The organism is Pseudomonas sp. AF32, from assembly GCF_022342325.2.
Classification (GTDB): Bacteria; Pseudomonadota; Gammaproteobacteria; order Pseudomonadales; family Pseudomonadaceae; genus Aquipseudomonas; species Aquipseudomonas uvaldensis.
The window spans coordinates 92,801-109,127 of the sequence record NZ_RQJK02000007.1 but is presented as its reverse complement, the minus strand read 5'-3'; the positions used below and the strand labels follow the sequence as shown (position 1 = coordinate 109,127).

The window sequence follows — 16,327 nt, the reverse complement described above, 5'->3', positions numbered from 1 at the left end:
CGACATGCCACAAGAGATTCAAGCCAAACTGCTGATCGTCGACGATCTGCCGGAAAATCTGTTGGCACTGGAGGCGCTGATTCAAGGCGCTGACCGCAAGGTCTTCAAGGCGCTGTCGGCTGACCAGGCGTTGTCGCTGCTGCTGCAACATGAATTCGCCCTGGCGATCATTGATGTGCAGATGCCGGAAATGAACGGCTTCGAGCTCGCCGAGCTGATGCGCGGCACCGAGAAAACCCGCAGCATCCCGATCATTTTCGTCAGCGCCGCCGGGCGTGAACGCAACTATGCCTTCACCGGTTATGAAAACGGTGCGGTGGATTTCCTGCACAAGCCGTTGGACACCCACGCGGTCAGGAGCAAGGTCAACGTGTTCGTTGAGCTCTATCGCCAAAAGAAGGCGGTGAAAGAGCAGGTGGTCGCTCTGGAACAGAGTCGCCGGGAGCAGGAGGTGCTGCTGCAACAGTTGCAGGCCGCTCGCAGCGAACTCGAACAGGCGGTGCGCATGCGTGACGATTTCATGTCGATCGTCGCCCATGAGGTGCGAACGCCCCTCAACGGCCTGATCCTTGAAACCCAGCTGCGAAAGATGCACCTGGCCCGGGATAATGCCGCCGCGTTCAGCCTGGACAAGGTGCGGGCGATGGTCGAGCGCGATGAGCGCCAGATCAAGAGTTTGATCCGCTTGATCGAAGACATGCTGGACGTGTCGCGGATTCGCACCGGCAAACTGTCTATCCGTCCGAGCCGCTTCAACCTGACCACGCTGGTGGAGAACCTGTTGCGCAATTTCCAGCCGCAGATCGTGGCGGCCGAATGCGCGTTGACCTTTACCGCCGAGCCCTCGGTGGAGGGGCACTGGGATGAATTCCGGATCGAACAGGTGGTGTCGAACCTGCTGACCAACGCGTTGCGCTATGGCGGCAAGAGCCCTATCGACGTGCGGGTGTACAAGACGCCCGGCCACGCGTGCATCGAAGTCCAGGACCATGGCATAGGCATCAGCGAAGAGAACCAGAGGCGCATCTTCCAACAGTTCGAGCGGGTGTCATCCAAGGCGGTTTCCTCCGGCCTGGGGTTGGGGTTGTTCATTTCCGAACAGATCGTGACCGCCCACGGAGGCACCATTACCGTCCACAGTCGCATCAACGAAGGGGCCTTGTTTCGCGTGTGTCTGCCTTTGCAGAAAACCGTCGGCCCGACGCAACCTCCGGGTGACCCTATGGTCGTATCAGCAGCTATTGATCGAACAAAGGCTTCTCATGAGTGAAGATGCGCAAGATGTTGTATTGATCGTCGAGGACGACCCCTCGGTCATGACGGTGTTGTCCGCTTACCTGTCGGGCGAAGGGTATCGGGTGCTGGAGGCCGAGAACGGCGAGAAGGCATTCGAGATCCTGGCAAGCAAACCCCACCTGGACATGATGATTACTGATTTTCGTTTGCCGGGCGGTATTTCCGGGGTGCAGATTGCAGAGCCGGCGGTCAGGTTGCGCCCCGACCTGAAAGTGATCTTCATCAGCGGGTACGCCGCGGAGATTAAGGAAACCGACAGCCCGATCACCCGAACGGCGCCGATCCTGGGCAAGCCGTTCAAACTGGATGAATTGCAGGGCATCATGCGGACAATGTTGTCCTGATTTCCTGAATTGTCGGCAGGCTAGGAATGTTCAGGCCCGGATCATTTCCCGCACCTTGGCCGTCAGTAAGTCGAACGTGAACGGCTTGGTGATCATCTGCATGCCCGGGTCCAGGAAGCCACCGCGTACAGCGGCGTGTTCGGCGTAGCCGGTGATGAACAGCACCCGCAGATCGGGGCGCAACTGCCTTCCGATTTCCGCCAGTTGCCGGCCGTTCATGCCGGGCAGCCCCACGTCGCTGACCAACAGATCGATGCGTTGATCCGATTGCAGGATCGGGATCGCGCTGTTGGCGTCGGCGGCTTCGAGGAAGGCATAACCCAACTCGCTCAGCACCGCGCTGACCAACACCCGTACCGCGGGATCGTCTTCGACGATCAACACGGTCTCGCCCTCCTGTGCATGGGGGGGGTGCCGGTTATCGACGGTAGGTTCATGCACTGCTTCACCATGGAAGCGCGGCAGATACAGATTGACCGTGGTGCCTTGGCCGACAACGCTGTCGATGGTCACGTGGCCGTGGGACTGCTTGCTGAATCCGTAGATCATCGACAAGCCCAGCCCTGTTCCCTGGCCGATGGGTTTGGTGGTGAAAAAGGGGTCGAAGGCGCGACTGACGACGGCTTCCGGCATGCCGCAACCGGTGTCCTGCACGCTCAGTACCACATAGTCGCCGGGTTCGAGGTTGGTGTAGGTGTCGGTGAATCCGCTATCCAGATATTGGTTGAAGGTCTGCACCACGAGTTTCCCGCCATCGGGCATCGCATCCCGGGCGTTGAGTACCAGGTTGAGCAGGGCGCTTTCCAGTTGGTTGGGGTCGGCTTCGGCGATCCACAGTTGATCGTCCAGTTGCATATCGAGCCGGATGCTTTCGTTGAGACTGCGTTGCAACAGTTCCCCCATGGACAGCACGAGGGTGTTCATCTGCACGGCCTTGGAGTCCAGCGATTGTCGGCGCGAGAAAGCCAGCAAGCGATGGGTCAGGCCGGCGGCGCGGTTGGCGGAGGTCACACCGAGGTCAATCAGGCTGTCCAGGTCTTCGGTACGACCGCGCGCCAGGCGCCGGCGCAGCAATTCCAGGCTGCCGATGATGCCGGTGAGCATGTTGTTGAAGTCATGGGCGATGCCGCCGGTGAGCTGGCCGACCGCTTCCATCTTCTGGGATTGGCGCAGGGCTTCTTCGTTGTGGCGCAGTTGGGCGGTGCGTTCTTCTACCTGTTGTTCGAGGGTTTCGAGGGTATTTTGCAGGCGCAATTCGCTGTTGCTGAGATCGATCAGGCGGTCCCGGGCTTCGTATTGCCTTCGACGACCGCGCAGGGCAGTGGTGACCAGGCTGATCAGGGTGACCGGATGAAAGGGACGCTCCAGGAAGGTGACGTTGCCCAATTGCGAGCCATAGCGCGCCGCCGGGTTCCGTTCCGGGCCGCCATGGTGGGTCAGCAATACGATGGGCAAGTCGGACCAGGCCGGCTGTTGCTCGATCTGGTGAAAGAGGGTTTCCAGGTCGGGCCCTACCAGGGCCTCGGTCGACATGACCAACAGGCCGGCCCCACGCTCCAATTCTTCGCACAAATGGGCCAGGTGCTGACAGATGAGGCCCGGAAGTCTGGCCTCATCGAGAATATTCAGGGCGACCTGGCTGTCCCGTCCCAACGGTGCAAGAATCAGAGTCCGTTCGGACAAGGGCTCGGCCGACGTCACTGTAGAACATCTCCGAGCAGCGGGTTGCTTTCGCCCAGATAGGTCGGAACCCCGCGCAATACGCCTTGGAAAGCGTCCAGTGGATCGCCAATGGTCAGCCCCTGGCCGCTGATGCGGTACTCGCGAATGGTGGATTCATGGGTGCCGGTGCGTTTCTTGATGATCGATATCGCACGCCGGACCTGGCCCAGGGCCTCGAAGTAACGCAGCAGAACGACGGTGTCAGCCAGATAGGTGATGTCCACCGGCGCTTGCATGTCACCTACCAGGCTGTGCTGGGCGACGGTCATGAAGGTCGCGGTGCCCTTGCGGTTGAGGTAGAGCAGCAGCTCATGCATGTGCAATACCAGGGCATTTTCTTCCGGCATGGCGGCCTGGTAACCGTTGATACTGTCGATTACCACCGTCTTGATGCCAACTTCGTCGACGCAACGGCGCACCCGGTGCGAGAACTCGCCGGGAGACAGTTCGGCGGCGTCGACTTGTTCGACCAGCAGGTCACCGGTGCTGCTCAGTGCCTCCAAGTCAATGCCGAGTTTTTTCATGCGCTCGAACAACAAGCCCAGTTCTTCATCGAATACAAACAGCGCCGCTTTTTCCCCGCGGCGTACGGCGGCTATTGCAAAAACCATGGAAATCAGCGACTTGCCGGTGCCGGCCGGGCCAAGGATCAGGGTGCTGGAGCCTGTCTCGATACCGCCGCCCAATAGCGCATCCAGTCCTTCTATCCCGCTGGAGAGCTGATCCCTCGCAAACCCACTGCGGTGCTCGGCGGCCACCAGGCGGGGAAACACATGCAGTCCGTCGGCCATGATGGTGAAGTCATGGAACCCGCCGCGATATTTCTGCCCACGGTACTTGATCACCCGCACACGCCGGCGTTCGGCGCCATAGTCGGGCGTGAGTTCTTCAAGGCGGATCACCCCATGGGCAACGCTGTGCACGGTCTTGTCCAGGGACTCGGTGGTCAGGTCGTCCAGGAGCAGCACGGTGGCGTCATACCGCACGAAGTAATGCTTGATGGCGAGAATCTGGCGGCGATAGCGCAGGGAGCTTTGGGCCAGCAGACGGATTTCCGAGAGGCTGTCGAGCACCACTCGGGTCGGCTTGACGCGCTCGACCACTTCGAAAATCTGTCGCGTCGCTTCGCCCAACTCAAGGTCCGAGGAATACAGCAGGCTTTGCTGGTGTTCGGCATTGAGCAGGTCTTCGGCGGGTGTCAGTTCGTAAATATGGATATTGTCGCCCAGCGTCCAGCCGTGGGATGCCGCGCCCTGGCGCAGTTCACGCTCGGTTTCCGACAACGTGATGTACAAGGTGCATTCACCCGCCTGAGCGCCGGCCAGAAGGAATTGCAACGCGACCGTGGTCTTGCCGGTCCCGGGTTCCCCTTCCAGCAGGAACACATGGCCGCGGGACAAGCCACCGGACAGGATGTCGTCCAGCCCTTCGATACCGGTGGCGGCTTTTGCGTCGATCAACTCATTGGATGTGGACAAATATAGCCCCTCATGGCTAAAGAATTCGATGTCTGAATACTTGACCTTTGGTGGTGATGGCGGTTCCGCTTTGTCCTGCAAAACGTGCTCGGCTGCACAGTTGCGTAGCGGCTACAGGCCTTGCTGCAGCGCCGGATCGTCCGGGTTCAACTGCTCGAGTTTCGCCAACAGAATCTGCACATTCTGCAACTGTCCGGTCTCCTTCCAGTAGTTGATCAGCAACACCCTGGCCTTGCGGTCAGCCGGATAGCGCTGGACGATTTCCTGCAACTGCCTCTGCGCCGCTTCCAGTTCTTGCTCGGCGTGCAGGGTCGTTGCCAGGTCATAACGGTACTGACGGTTCTCGGGCTCCAGTTCGACGGCTTTTGCCAGGCCAAGTACTGCGTATTCGCTCTGGCCATGTTGCAGCAGCCACATACCCAGCGCATGTTGCAGATAAGCCGACGCTGGCTGGGTTTGCAACTGTCGGGCGAGTAATTGTCGTGCGGCCTCGCCCTGGCCCTGTTTGTCCTGGACTTCAATCTGCAGGACCACGGCCGGCAGATTGTCCGGTTGCAGGCGCAGGGCCTGCTCAAGGGCTTGTTGGGCTTTTTTCAGCTCGGCGTTGTGCAGGTGCAGCCGGGCGAGTTGGCACAAGGACTCGGCGGTTTGCGGACCGTCCCCCAGCACCTGTTTCCAGGTATCTACCGCCAGTTGCATAGCCCCGAAATACAGGCCAAGGTCGTCCGGGGACAGGCCCAGGAGTGCGTTCACGGCAGCAAACCGGACGCTCGACTCATCATCGTCGAGCAGCGGCCCCAACAACAGGCTGCGCTGGTTGGCCGGTACCAGTCCGACGATGCTGCCAATGGCTGCCCGACGCACATCCGCCGATTCGCTGTGCAGGTCTGCATCCGCCAGCTTCAGGGCCTGTGGGCTCGGGTAATTGGGCAGTTCGGCGTGCAGCCATACCCGGCGCTTGGGCGAGAGATCGGGGCGTCCCAGCTGTTGATAGAGCATCCGCGCCGCCCCAGGCTGCCCGTTGCGTGCATATTCCAGGGCTTCGCTGTAGCCACGCTTGATGGCTTCGGGGATCTGCGGCGTGGTACTGCGCAACCACACCGCGACAAGACCGATCACGATCAGGACGGACAGACAGAGGAGCAGATAGCGGCGAGGCGAGGGCATGCAGGAAATCCATAACCAGATGGCGTGAAAATCCTGCAAGCTTCGGTCAGGCCGGGGCGTGAGTCAAACCCTGTGGCATTTGCACTGGCCTGTGCAGGCAGGCAAAAAAAGCCCCGCGTCCGAATGAGGCGCGGGGCAAGGAATTTGGTTGGTTGCGGCCAACCAAAGGAGCTCGGGTGCGGGGCGGTCAGTTGCTGGCGACGGTCTCCGGCTGCCAGCCTCCGCCCAGGGCCTTGTAGATCGCTACGATGCCGCGATACAGGTCCACTTCGGCCTGGGCCTGAGTGTCTTCGGCGGCCAGGCGTTCACGCTGGGCGTCGAGTAGCACGAGAAAGTCCACGGTGCCTTCGCGGTAGCGGATCTCGGCAAGGTCAGCGGCGGCGCGGCTCGATTCGCTCTGGCGGATCAGCGAGATCAGGCGTTGCTGGCGCTTGCCGTAGTCGCTGAAGGCGTTTTCCGATTCCTCCAGGGCCAGCAGCACTTGCTGTTCGTAGGTCGCCAGGGCGCCTTCAGCCTCGGCGTTGGCGCCGCGCAGGCGGGCCCGAACGCTGCCCAGGTCAAAGGCTGCCCAGGTAATGCTCGGGCCCAGCGCCCAGGCGTTGGCCGCTGAGGAGCCGATCTGCGAGCCACGGCCGGCGGTGAAACCGAGGAAACCACTCAGGCTGACCCGCGGGAACAGGTCGGCCTTTGCGACGCCGATGCGCGCCGTGGCGGCCGCCAATTGCCGTTCGGCACTAAGGATATCCGGACGCCGTTGCAGCAGTTCGCCCGGATCGCCAATGGGCAGGGCCTTGGCGATGGCCGGCAGTGCTTTGGGGCTCAGGTCCACGCTCAGCTTGTCCGGGCGCTCGCCAAGCAAGGTGGCGATACGGTTGCGCTGGCGCACCTGTTCGGCTTGCAATTGCGGCACGCTGGCTTCCACCGAGGCCAGGCGTGCATCGGCGCGCACCACGTCGAGTTGATCGCCGACACCGGCATCGCGCAGGCTTTCGGTGATCTTGCGTGACGCCTGCTGGTTCTCAAGGTTCGCCAGGGCGATTTTCTCCCGCAGCTGGGCGCCGCGCAGTTGACCGTAGGCATCTACCAGCTCGGCAATCAGGGTCACCTGAAGCTGATAGAGGTCGGCTTCGGCGGCCTGCTGGTCGGCATCGGTGGCCTCCAGGTTGCGCTGGATGCGTCCGAACAGGTCCAGTTCCCAGGCCATGTCCAGGCCCAGGTCATAGCGCTCGGTATTGACCCGCTCGTCGGTCTGTCCCATCGGATTCTGGCCTTTGCCCAGGTTGCTGCTGGCACGGCTGGTGATGGTCGGCATGGCGTCATTGCTGGCGTCATCGCGAATCGCCCGGGCCGCCCGCAGGCGGGCGAAGGCGACGCGCAACTCGCGGTTGCCTTCCAGCGATCGGGTGACCAGTGCATTGAGCGTCGGGTCGTCGAATTGCTGCCACCAGATGCCTTCGAAACGGGCCCGGTCGAAGTTCTTCTGGCCGGCGGCGCCGTCGGTGGCGGTGGTGATATTCGCCGCCTCCGTCTGCGGTGCCTTGTAGTCCGGGCCGACGGCGCAGGCGCTCAGCGCCAGGACCAGCAAGCTCGGCATGAACACTTTCAAACTCATTGCTGTGTCTCCAGTTTCAAAGCCCGGGCCGCCTTGCGGGCCTCGCTGCGCTCGACGAAGTTGCGGATCAGTACGTAGAACACCGGGGTCAACAGCAAGCCGAAGAAGGTCACCCCGAGCATCCCGGAAAACACCGCGACACCCATGGCGTGGCGCATTTCGGCACCGGCACCGCTGGAGAACACCAGGGGCACCACGCCCATGATGAACGCGAAGGACGTCATCAGGATCGGCCGCAGACGCAGGCGGCAGGCTTCCAGGACCGCAGCGAGCGGATTCATGCCTTCCAGCTGTTTGTCCTTGGCGAACTCGACGATCAGAATCGCGTTCTTACAGGCAAGCCCCACCAGTACGATCAAGCCGATCTGAGTAAAGATGTTGTTGTCGCCACCCGACAGAATCACCCCGGTAATGGCCGACAGCAGGGTCATCGGTACGATCAGGATCACTGCCAGCGGCAGGCTCCAGCTTTCGTATTGCGCTGCGAGTACCAGGAACGCCAGCAGTACGCAGAGCGGGAATACGAACAGTGCAGTGTTGCCCGAGAGAATCTGCTGGTAAGTCAGGTCGGTCCACTCGTAGGTCATGCCGTTGGGCAGTTCTTCCTTGAGCAGTTTCTCGATGGCTTTTTCGGCCTGGCCGGAGCTGTAGCCAGGTGCGGCGGCACCGTTGATCTCGGCGGTGATGAAGCCGTTGTAGTGCATCACGCGATCCGGGCCCGAGGTGTCACTGACCTTGAGGAAGGTCGCCAGCGGGATCATTTCGCCACGGTTGTTACGCACCTTGAGCTGGCCGATCTGGTCAGATTCGAGACGGAACTGTTGCTCGGCCTGGACGTTGACCTGGTAGGTTCGGCCAAAGCGGTTGAAGTCGTTGGCATACAGCGAGCCCAGGTAGACCTGCAGGGTGTCGAAGATATCGCTGACGGCCACGCCGTGGGTCTTGGCTTTTTCACGGTCGATGGCGGCATCGACCTGAGGCACGTTCACGGTGTAGCTGGTGAACAACCCGGCCAGTTCCGGCACGCTGCGGCTCTTGGTGATGATATTCATGGTTTCTTTGTACAGCTCGTCGTAGCCCAGGTTGCCCCGGTCTTCGATTTGCAGGCGGAAACCACCGATGGTCCCCAGGCCCTGTACCGGCGGCGGTGGGAAGATCGCCATGTAAGCTTCCTGGATTTCCGAGTACTGGCCGTTCAAGGCGCCAGCGATGGCACCGGCCGACTGGCTCGGGTCCTTGCGTTCATCGAAGGGCTTGAGGGTCACGAACACGATGCCGGCGTTCGGGCTGTTGGTGAAACCGTTGATCGACAGGCCTGGGAAGGCCACGGCGCTTTCCACGCCGGGTTGCTTGAGGGCCAGGTCGGACATGCGCTTGATCACGTCTTCGGTGCGGTCCAGGCTCGCGGCGTCCGGCAGTTGGGCGAAGGCCACCAGGTATTGTTTGTCCTGGCCGGGCACGAAGCCGGTCGGCGTGGTCGAGAAGCCGAAGAACGTCAGCACCATCAGGCCGGCGTAGACGAACAGAGCGATGCCGCTGCTGCGGATTACGCGGGCAACCGTGCCTACATAGCCATGGCTGGCACGTTCGAAGAAGCGGTTGAACGGACGGAACAGCCAGCCACCGAGGATCCGGTCCAGGAAGCGCGAGAAACGATCCTTGGGCGCATCATGGCCTTTGAGCAATACGGCAGCCAGCGCAGGCGACAGCGTCAGGGAGTTGATCGCCGAGATCACGGTGGAAATCGCGATGGTCAACGCAAACTGTTTGTAGAACTGCCCGGTCAGGCCGCTGATGAATGCCGCCGGTACGAACACGGCGCACAGCACCAGAGCGGTGGCGATGATCGGCCCGGTCACTTCGCCCATCGCCTTTTTGGTCGCTTCCACCGGGGCCAGTCCCAGCTCGATGTTGCGCTCGACGTTCTCCACCACCACGATGGCGTCGTCCACCACGATACCGATCGCCAATACCAGGCCGAATAGCGACAGGGCATTGAGCGAGAAGCCAAACAAGTGCATCACGGCAAACGTACCGATCAACGACACCGGTACGGCGACCAGCGGGATGATCGAGGCGCGCCAGGTTTGCAGGAACAGGATCACCACCAGCACGACAAGGATCAGCGCTTCGAACAGGGTATGGACCACCGCTTCGATGGAGCCGCGCACGAAGATCGTCGGGTCATAGACGATGCTGTAGTCCATGCCGGCCGGGAAGCCCTTCTTCAGTTCCTCCATCTTGGCGCGAACGTCGTTGGAGATCTGAATGGCGTTGGAGCCTGGGCGCTGGAAGATCGGGATCGCCACCGCCGGCTGGTTGTCCAGCAGCGAGCGCAGGGCGTATTGACTGGAGCCCAGCTCGACCCGCGCGATGTCTTTCAGGCGCGTGATCTCACCGTTGGCACCGGAGCGGATGATGATGTTCTCGAACTCTTCTTCATTGACCAGGCGACCCTGGGTGTTGATCGAGAGCTGGAAGGCCTGGGCACTCGGCGCAGGCGGCGCGCCCAGGGCACCGGCGGCGACTTGGCGGTTCTGTTCGCGGATCGCGTTGACCACGTCGGTGGCGGTCAGGTTGCGCGAGGCGGTCTTGTTCGGATCCAGCCAGACCCGCAGGGAGTAGTCGCCCATGCCGAACAGCTGTACATCACCCACGCCACCCAGGCGCGCCAGCTCATCCTTGATGTTGAGCAGGGCGTAGTTGGACAGGTAGAGCATGTCGTAGCGTTTGTCCGGCGAGGTCAAGTGCACGACCATGGTCAGGTCGGGCGAGGCCTTGTCCACCGTGATCCCGATCCGGGTCACTTCTTCCGGCAGCTTGGGCTCGGTCCGGGTGACGCGGTTCTGCACCTGCACCTGGGCGTTGTCCAGGTCGGTGCCCAGGGCAAAGGTGATGGTCAAGGTGATCTTGCCGTCGGCGGTGGACTGCGAGGACATGTACAGCATGTTCTCGACACCGGTGATGGCCTGCTCCAGGGGCGCGGCCACGGTTTCGCCAATGACCTTGGGGTTGGCGCCGGGGAAGTTGGCACGCACGACCACGGTCGGCGGCACGACTTCCGGGTATTCGCTGATCGGCAATTGGAACAGCGAGATAGCGCCGGCGATCAGGATCAGCAACGACAGCACCGCTGCGAAGATCGGCCGTGAAATGAAGAACTGGGAAAATTTCATCTTGGATTCAGTCCCTTAACCGCGTGGGGTCGCAGCGGCCAGTTTGCCCGCCGCTCCGTTTGTCGCCTTGGAAGGCGCGACTTGGGGCAGGTTGCTGGCTTCGAGTGCTTTGCGTTGTTGGGCCAGGGCCGCGAGGGTTTCTTCGCTGGCCATCGGCACGGTTTCAGGGGTTACCGGTGCACCTGGACGCGCCCGTTGCAGCCCCTTGACGATGATGGTGTCGTCTTTGCTCAGGCCGCTACGCACGATGCGCAGGCCTTCGATCTTCGGCCCCAGTTCGACGGCGCGATACGCGGGCTTGTTGTCGGCGTCCAGCACCAGCACGAATTTCTTGCCCAGGTCGGTGCCCACGGCTTCGTCGTTGATCAACACGGCGGAGTAGGTGCCGCTGCCCACCAGCTTCAGCCGGGCATACAGGCCTGGGGTGTAGGCGCCGTCCTTGTTGTCGAACACGGCGCGGCCACGGATGGTGCCGGTCTGCGGATTGACCTGGTTATCGATGAAGTTCATCTGGCCCAGGTGCGGATTGCCGTCCTCGTTGGACAGGCCCATGTAGACCGGCGTGGTCTGGCCGCGCTGGCCCTGGCGGGCGAGTTGGGTGTACTTGAGGAAGACACGCTCGTCGGCGTCGAAGTAGGCGTAGACCTTGTCGGTGGACACCACGCTGGTAAGCGTCGTGGTATCAGCGGTCACCAGGTTGCCGGCGGTGATTTCCGCACGACTGACGCGACCGCTGATGGGCGAGGTGACGCGGGTGAAGCTCAGGTTCAGCTTGGCCAGGTCCAGTTGCGCCTGGATGGCCGCGGCGGCGGCACGGGCCTCCTGGGCGGCGGTGGCGCGCGAATCAGCCAACTCGGCGGAAATGGCATTGCTCTGGCGCAGGCGTTCGCCACGCTGGGCTTCGTTCTCGCTACGGGTGGCGGTGGCACGGGCCTGGGCGAGCTGGGCTTCGAGACGACGCACCTCGGCCTGGAAAGGGCGAGGGTCGATCTGGAACAGCAAATCGCCTTTCTTGACCAATGCACCTTCGGTAAAGGCCACTTCGTCGATCTGGCCGGAAACCCGTGGACGGATCTCGACGGTTTCCGGTGCCTCCAGGCGCCCGGTGAACTCGTCCCATTCGTTGACCGGTTGTTCCAGTACCTTGGCTACACTGACCTTGGCAGCTGGCATGGAAGCCGCGGTATCGGGAGTCTTGCCACAGGCACTTATCACCAGCACCGCCAACAGTGCGAGGGGAAAGCGCAGTTTTGAAAGTGAATGTTCCATGGATAGCTCCGCCAATGTATTGAGAATGGGCGGATAATGCGTGGCGGGAAGGGAAGGAACGAATCGAATGAAGCAAAGATAACTATCATTCGGAATGATATAAGCCAATGGCCATCCCACTGCGCAGGACGGCTATGGATTATCGGGGCAAATAGAGCGCCTGTATGCGTTCGAACGTCCCATCCTGGCGCAGGGCTTCAACGGCTTCGCGCAAATCCTGGACCATTTTCGGTGCGCACTGCTTCGAACAGGCGAGGTAAAGATCGGCATTGCTGCCAACGGGGCTCATGAGCAATGGGCGTTCGGACACTTTCGGCCAGATATATCGGCTTTCCGGAACGCCGTTGAACCAGGCATCGATGCGTCCCATCAACAGCATCTGGGCCGGATTGTCACCAATGGTCAGTGGATAGATCTGATCGTCGCCGAACCCCTCGGAGCGCAGGATTTCCTCCTGCGCACTGCCCAGGCCTACACCGATCTTGCGGTAGGTTTCCCTGGCTTGGGCAAAGCTGTCCACCTGTCGATCAAGGCTGAAGAACGCACGCTCCATCGGCATGATCGAGGCGATCCAGGTAAAGCGGTCCTCGCGCACGGGGATGCGTGACAGAGGCGCGATCAGGTGATCGCGCTCCTCGCTGACATGCTTTTGCGCCCTGGCCCAGGGGAGTACGTGAACTTTTACCGCATACCCGGCCCTGGCCATGGCCTCCATGGCAATGTCGCCGACGATGCCATGACCTCGGGGATCATCGACGAAAGTGAGTGGGGGAGCATCCAGGATGTGCAGTTCGATCAGCAACGGATCGCCGTGCGTGGGACCGGCGCCCAGCAGTGTCAGCAACAGGCAAAGCCGGCGGAACGCCTGGGCACGCACATTCGACACGCGGGTGATCCGGCTCATGATCGATACTTCAGGCATTGAAAAGTGGAGCGCCATTCTACGCAAATGGCGCCGGGCAATCTTCCCGGAGACGGATGCGTTTTTCTGAAGGTATAGATCATCCAATCGACCAACGCCTGGGGACTCGTTCAAGTTGCGGTGGGCGTGCGCTGGCGTTGTCCTTTAGAATCGCCGGTCCTTGCCGATATAACGCCTGTAGCCGGCATCGCGCAGGTACCTCGGAAATTGCCTCCAAGGCAATCCTGTAACCGTTCCCATCATGATGTATCAGGTTGGCCCTGCGCCAACCTCAGGTAAACGAACCATGTCAGCCCACCCCAAAACCGAGCTGGAAAGCGCCCTGGCCCTGTGCAAAGGCAGTTTTCTTTCCGTCGGTTTCTTCAGCTTTTTCGTCAACCTGCTGATGCTGGTTCCGTCGTTCTACATGCTCCAGGTTTATGACCGTGCCGTCGGCAGCGCCAGCCTGTCGACGTTGTCGATGCTGACGCTGATCATGCTGCTGTTGATGACCACGATGGGCGGGCTGGAGTGGGTGCGTTCACGGATCATGGTGCGGATCAGTACGCGTCTGGATACGCTGTTGGGCCAGCGCCTGTTCGACGCGAGCTTCAAGCAGGCCCTCTACAGCAGCGGCATGAATGCTTCGGGCCAGCCGTTGAGCGATCTGGGGAGCTTGCGCCAGTTCCTGACCGGAAACGGCCTGTTCGCGTTCTTCGATGCGCCTTGGATTCCGATCTATCTGGCGGTCATGTTCATCTTCCATCCCTGGTACGGGTGGATGGGGGTATTGAGCGCGTTGCTGCTGGGGGCGCTGGCCTTTGCCAACGAGAAGCTGACGCGGGGACCATTGCAGGCGGCCAACCGGGAACAGATGGCTGCCACGACCTTCATCAACAAGAGCTTGCGCAATGCCGAAGTGGTCGAGTCCATGGGCATGCTGGCGAGCCTGCGCCAGCATTGGAGCGGGCGTATTCATCAGGTCCTGACCCTGCAGAGCCTGGCCAGTGACCGTGCGGCGACTGTTGCCGCGGTGTCCAGGACGTTCCGCCAGATCGTCCAGTCCCTGGTGCTGGGCCTGGGCGCCTATCTGACGATCACTCATGAGATTTCACCCGGATTGATGATTGCCGGCTCCATTTTGCTGGGGCGGGCGCTGGCGCCCATCGATCAGTTGATCGGTGTGTGGAAAGGCTTTCTGGGGGCTCGCTCGCAATATGCGCGGTTGCGCGAGCTGCTGACGAAGGTCGCCGCAGAGCCGGAGCGCATGTCGTTGCCAGCACCTGAAGGGGCGATTCGCGTCGAGGGGTTGTCGGTGGGGGCGCCGGACAGTCGCAAACCGATCATTCGTGGCGTGGGCTTCCAGGTAGCGGCCGGGGAGGTGGTCGGCATTATCGGTTCCAGCGGCGCCGGCAAATCCACCCTGGCCAGGGCACTGTTGGGAATCTGGCCAGGCCTGGCCGGCACCGTGCGCCTGGACGGGGCGGACATCAGTCAGTGGCGACGGGACGAGCTGGGTCAGTACATCGGTTATCTGCCTCAGGACATCGAGCTCTTCGAGGGCACCATCAGTCAGAATATTTCCCGCTTCGGCCCGGCCAATGCACCGGCAGTGGTGGCCGCCGCACGCATGGCGGGTGTCCATGAGCTGGTGCTGCAACTGCCCGAAGGCTATGACACCGTGATCGGCGCCAATGGCGGCGGCTTGTCCGGCGGCCAGCGGCAACGCATCGGCCTGGCTCGCGCCCTGTACGGTGAACCGCGCCTGGTGGTGCTCGATGAGCCGAACTCCAACCTGGATGATGCTGGAGAAAAAATGCTCGCCCAGGCGTTGCAAAAACTCAGACAGAGCCGGGCCACGGTGTTTGTCATTACCCATCGGTCCGGGGTATTGGCGCAGGTGGATAAGCTGTTGGTGCTCAATCAGGGCGAGTTGAGTCTGTTCGGTCCGCGTGACCTGGTCCTGGCCCGATTGCAGGGGGGCTCGCCCGCGTCTCATCAGGCAGCGGCGATACAACCGAAGGCACCGGACGAGTCTCTTTATGCAAAATAATCTGCATCCCTCTGTCGACATGTCCGGATTACCCATCGATGACAAACCGACTCGGCGCGTCGGTTACCTCATGCTGCTGATCACCTTTGGCCTGTTCGGCGGCTGGGCAGCACTGGCGCCGCTCGACAGCGCGGCACTGGCTCCGGGCGTGGTGACGGTTAAAAGCTATCGCAAGACGGTGCAGCATCTTGAAGGCGGCATCGTGCGCGAACTGCGCGTGCATGATGGCGACAAGGTCAAGGCCGGGGATGTGCTGCTGGTGCTCGATAACACCCAGGCACGGTCGGAAATGGAGGCCATGCGCAGCCAACTGATCGCCGCGCTCGAACTACAGGCCCGGCTCGAGGCTGAACGAGACCTGGCGCCCGAGCCCCTGGCCGTGCCGACGCTGGACCCAAACGATCCGCGCGTGCGTGAAGCGCGAGACAGCGAAGCCCGGATCTTCCAGACCCGACGGACCTCGCTGCTGGGCGAAATCGGCCTGCAAGAGACGACCATCGGGCAAATCGAAGAACAGATCCGCGGGTTCAAGGCGATCATCGCCAGCAAGCAGACGCTGGCAGCGTCCTATGAAGAAGAAATTATCGATTTGCGGGCACTGCTTGCCGAAGGCTACGTAGACAAGCAGCGCCTGCGGGAGCAGGAGCGCAGTCTGGCGCGGCTGCGGACCGAAATTGCCGAAAGCCAATCGGAAATCGCGCAGGCACGGGTCCATGTCGACGAAGCGAAATTGAAGATCCTGCAGCTCAAAAAGACGTTCGCCAGTGAAGTCGCGGGCCTGTTGGGTGATGCGCGGACCAAGGTCTACGAGCTGCGCGAACGTCTGGCCACTTTGCAGGACCGCGACCAGCGCACCGATATCGTCGCCCCCGAGTCGGGCATGGTCATGGGTATGACCGTGCATACCCTGGGCGCCGTGGTCAGCCCTGGTACCGCGCTGCTGGATATCGTGCCGGCCAACGAGGAGTTGATTGTCGAGGCGCAAGTCTCGCCGATGGACATCGATCGCATCGCACTGGGCAAGCCGGCGAAGATGCGCTTCAGTGCCTTCAAGAGCAGCACCACGCCCGTCGTCGACGGACAATTGGTACAGATATCCGCCGACCGTCTGACCAACAAGGACACCGGCACGGCCTACTACCTGGCCCGCGTGGCCCTCACCGACAGTGGGCGTCAGGCCTTGGGCAATCTTGCACTGGTGCCCGGCATGCCGGTCGAAGTCTTGATCAATACGGGCGAGCGGACCCTGTTGCAATATCTGATGCAGCCTGCCAGCAACGCATTCGCCCGTTCGTTGATCGAGGATTGA

11 protein-coding genes are annotated in these 16,327 nt (G+C 61.6%); 4 read left to right on the top strand and 7 right to left on the bottom strand.

Going from position 1 to position 16,327, the window contains the following annotated elements:
- Positions 1–4 precede the first annotated feature (4 nt).
- Positions 5–1,270 (top strand): hybrid sensor histidine kinase/response regulator, encoded by a 1,266-nt coding sequence (locus tag EGM97_RS08975; protein WP_238963254.1) that lies wholly within the window; start codon positions 5–7, stop codon positions 1,268–1,270.
- On the top strand, positions 1,263–1,640 hold the full coding sequence (locus EGM97_RS08970; protein ID WP_238963252.1) for a response regulator: 378 nt from the start codon (positions 1,263–1,265) through the stop codon (positions 1,638–1,640). Before EGM97_RS08975 ends, EGM97_RS08970 begins: the two co-directional genes overlap by 8 nt.
- A gap of 30 nt (positions 1,641–1,670) precedes the next feature.
- Here the strand turns inward: EGM97_RS08970 and EGM97_RS08965 are convergent, their stop codons facing one another.
- From EGM97_RS08965 to EGM97_RS08935, 7 genes are all read right to left on the bottom strand, one after another.
- Positions 1,671–3,341, bottom strand: a complete 1,671-nt coding sequence (locus tag EGM97_RS08965; RefSeq protein WP_238963250.1) for a response regulator — start codon at positions 3,339–3,341, stop codon at positions 1,671–1,673.
- Positions 3,338–4,840, bottom strand: a complete 1,503-nt coding sequence (locus tag EGM97_RS08960) for an ATPase domain-containing protein (RefSeq protein WP_238963248.1) — start codon at positions 4,838–4,840, stop codon at positions 3,338–3,340. The genes EGM97_RS08965 and EGM97_RS08960 overlap by 4 nt, the downstream gene beginning before the upstream one ends.
- Before the next feature lie 111 nt (positions 4,841–4,951).
- Entirely contained in the window at positions 4,952–6,007 is a 1,056-nt protein-coding gene (locus EGM97_RS08955; protein WP_238963246.1) for a tetratricopeptide repeat protein, read from the bottom strand.
- A gap of 187 nt (positions 6,008–6,194) precedes the next feature.
- Complete coding sequence (locus tag EGM97_RS08950; RefSeq protein ID WP_238963244.1) at positions 6,195–7,619, bottom strand: efflux transporter outer membrane subunit; 1,425 nt, start codon at positions 7,617–7,619, stop codon at positions 6,195–6,197.
- The gene (locus EGM97_RS08945; protein WP_238963242.1) at positions 7,616–10,795 is read right to left on the bottom strand and encodes an efflux RND transporter permease subunit; all 3,180 of its coding nucleotides are present in this window, start codon (positions 10,793–10,795) and stop codon (positions 7,616–7,618) included. Before EGM97_RS08945 ends, EGM97_RS08950 begins: the two co-directional genes overlap by 4 nt.
- A gap of 15 nt (positions 10,796–10,810) precedes the next feature.
- Positions 10,811–12,064, bottom strand: a complete 1,254-nt coding sequence (gene mexE / locus EGM97_RS08940; protein WP_238963240.1) for a multidrug efflux RND transporter periplasmic adaptor subunit MexE — start codon at positions 12,062–12,064, stop codon at positions 10,811–10,813.
- Positions 12,065–12,203: 139 nt separating this feature from the next.
- Positions 12,204–12,968 (bottom strand): substrate-binding periplasmic protein, encoded by a 765-nt coding sequence (locus tag EGM97_RS08935; RefSeq protein WP_238963238.1) that lies wholly within the window; start codon positions 12,966–12,968, stop codon positions 12,204–12,206.
- A gap of 304 nt (positions 12,969–13,272) precedes the next feature.
- On the opposite strand from EGM97_RS08935, the gene EGM97_RS08930 reads away from it, so the two are divergent.
- Together EGM97_RS08930 and EGM97_RS08925 are read left to right on the top strand one after the other, a co-directional pair.
- On the top strand, positions 13,273–15,018 hold the full coding sequence (locus EGM97_RS08930) for a type I secretion system permease/ATPase (RefSeq protein WP_238963236.1): 1,746 nt from the start codon (positions 13,273–13,275) through the stop codon (positions 15,016–15,018).
- A complete protein-coding gene (locus EGM97_RS08925; protein WP_238963235.1) occupies positions 15,008–16,327 on the top strand; it encodes an HlyD family type I secretion periplasmic adaptor subunit in 1,320 nt (439 codons plus the stop codon). Before EGM97_RS08930 ends, EGM97_RS08925 begins: the two co-directional genes overlap by 11 nt.

What these genes read in the sequence shown, in the direction of transcription:
- EGM97_RS08975 (WP_238963254.1), top strand. Translation starts at nt 5, where the DNA reads ATGCCACAAGAGATTCAAGCCAAACTGCTGATCGTCGACGATCTGCCG.
- EGM97_RS08970 (WP_238963252.1), top strand. Translation starts at nt 1,263, where the DNA reads ATGAGTGAAGATGCGCAAGATGTTGTATTGATCGTCGAGGACGACCCC.
- EGM97_RS08955 (WP_238963246.1), bottom strand. Translation starts at nt 6,007, where the DNA reads ATGCCCTCGCCTCGCCGCTATCTGCTCCTCTGTCTGTCCGTCCTGATC.
- EGM97_RS08950 (WP_238963244.1), bottom strand. Translation starts at nt 7,619, where the DNA reads ATGAGTTTGAAAGTGTTCATGCCGAGCTTGCTGGTCCTGGCGCTGAGC.
- EGM97_RS08945 (WP_238963242.1), bottom strand. Translation starts at nt 10,795, where the DNA reads ATGAAATTTTCCCAGTTCTTCATTTCACGGCCGATCTTCGCAGCGGTG.
- mexE (WP_238963240.1), bottom strand. Translation starts at nt 12,064, where the DNA reads ATGGAACATTCACTTTCAAAACTGCGCTTTCCCCTCGCACTGTTGGCG.
- EGM97_RS08935 (WP_238963238.1), bottom strand. Translation starts at nt 12,968, where the DNA reads ATGAGCCGGATCACCCGCGTGTCGAATGTGCGTGCCCAGGCGTTCCGC.
- EGM97_RS08930 (WP_238963236.1), top strand. Translation starts at nt 13,273, where the DNA reads ATGTCAGCCCACCCCAAAACCGAGCTGGAAAGCGCCCTGGCCCTGTGC.
- EGM97_RS08925 (WP_238963235.1), top strand. Translation starts at nt 15,008, where the DNA reads ATGCAAAATAATCTGCATCCCTCTGTCGACATGTCCGGATTACCCATC.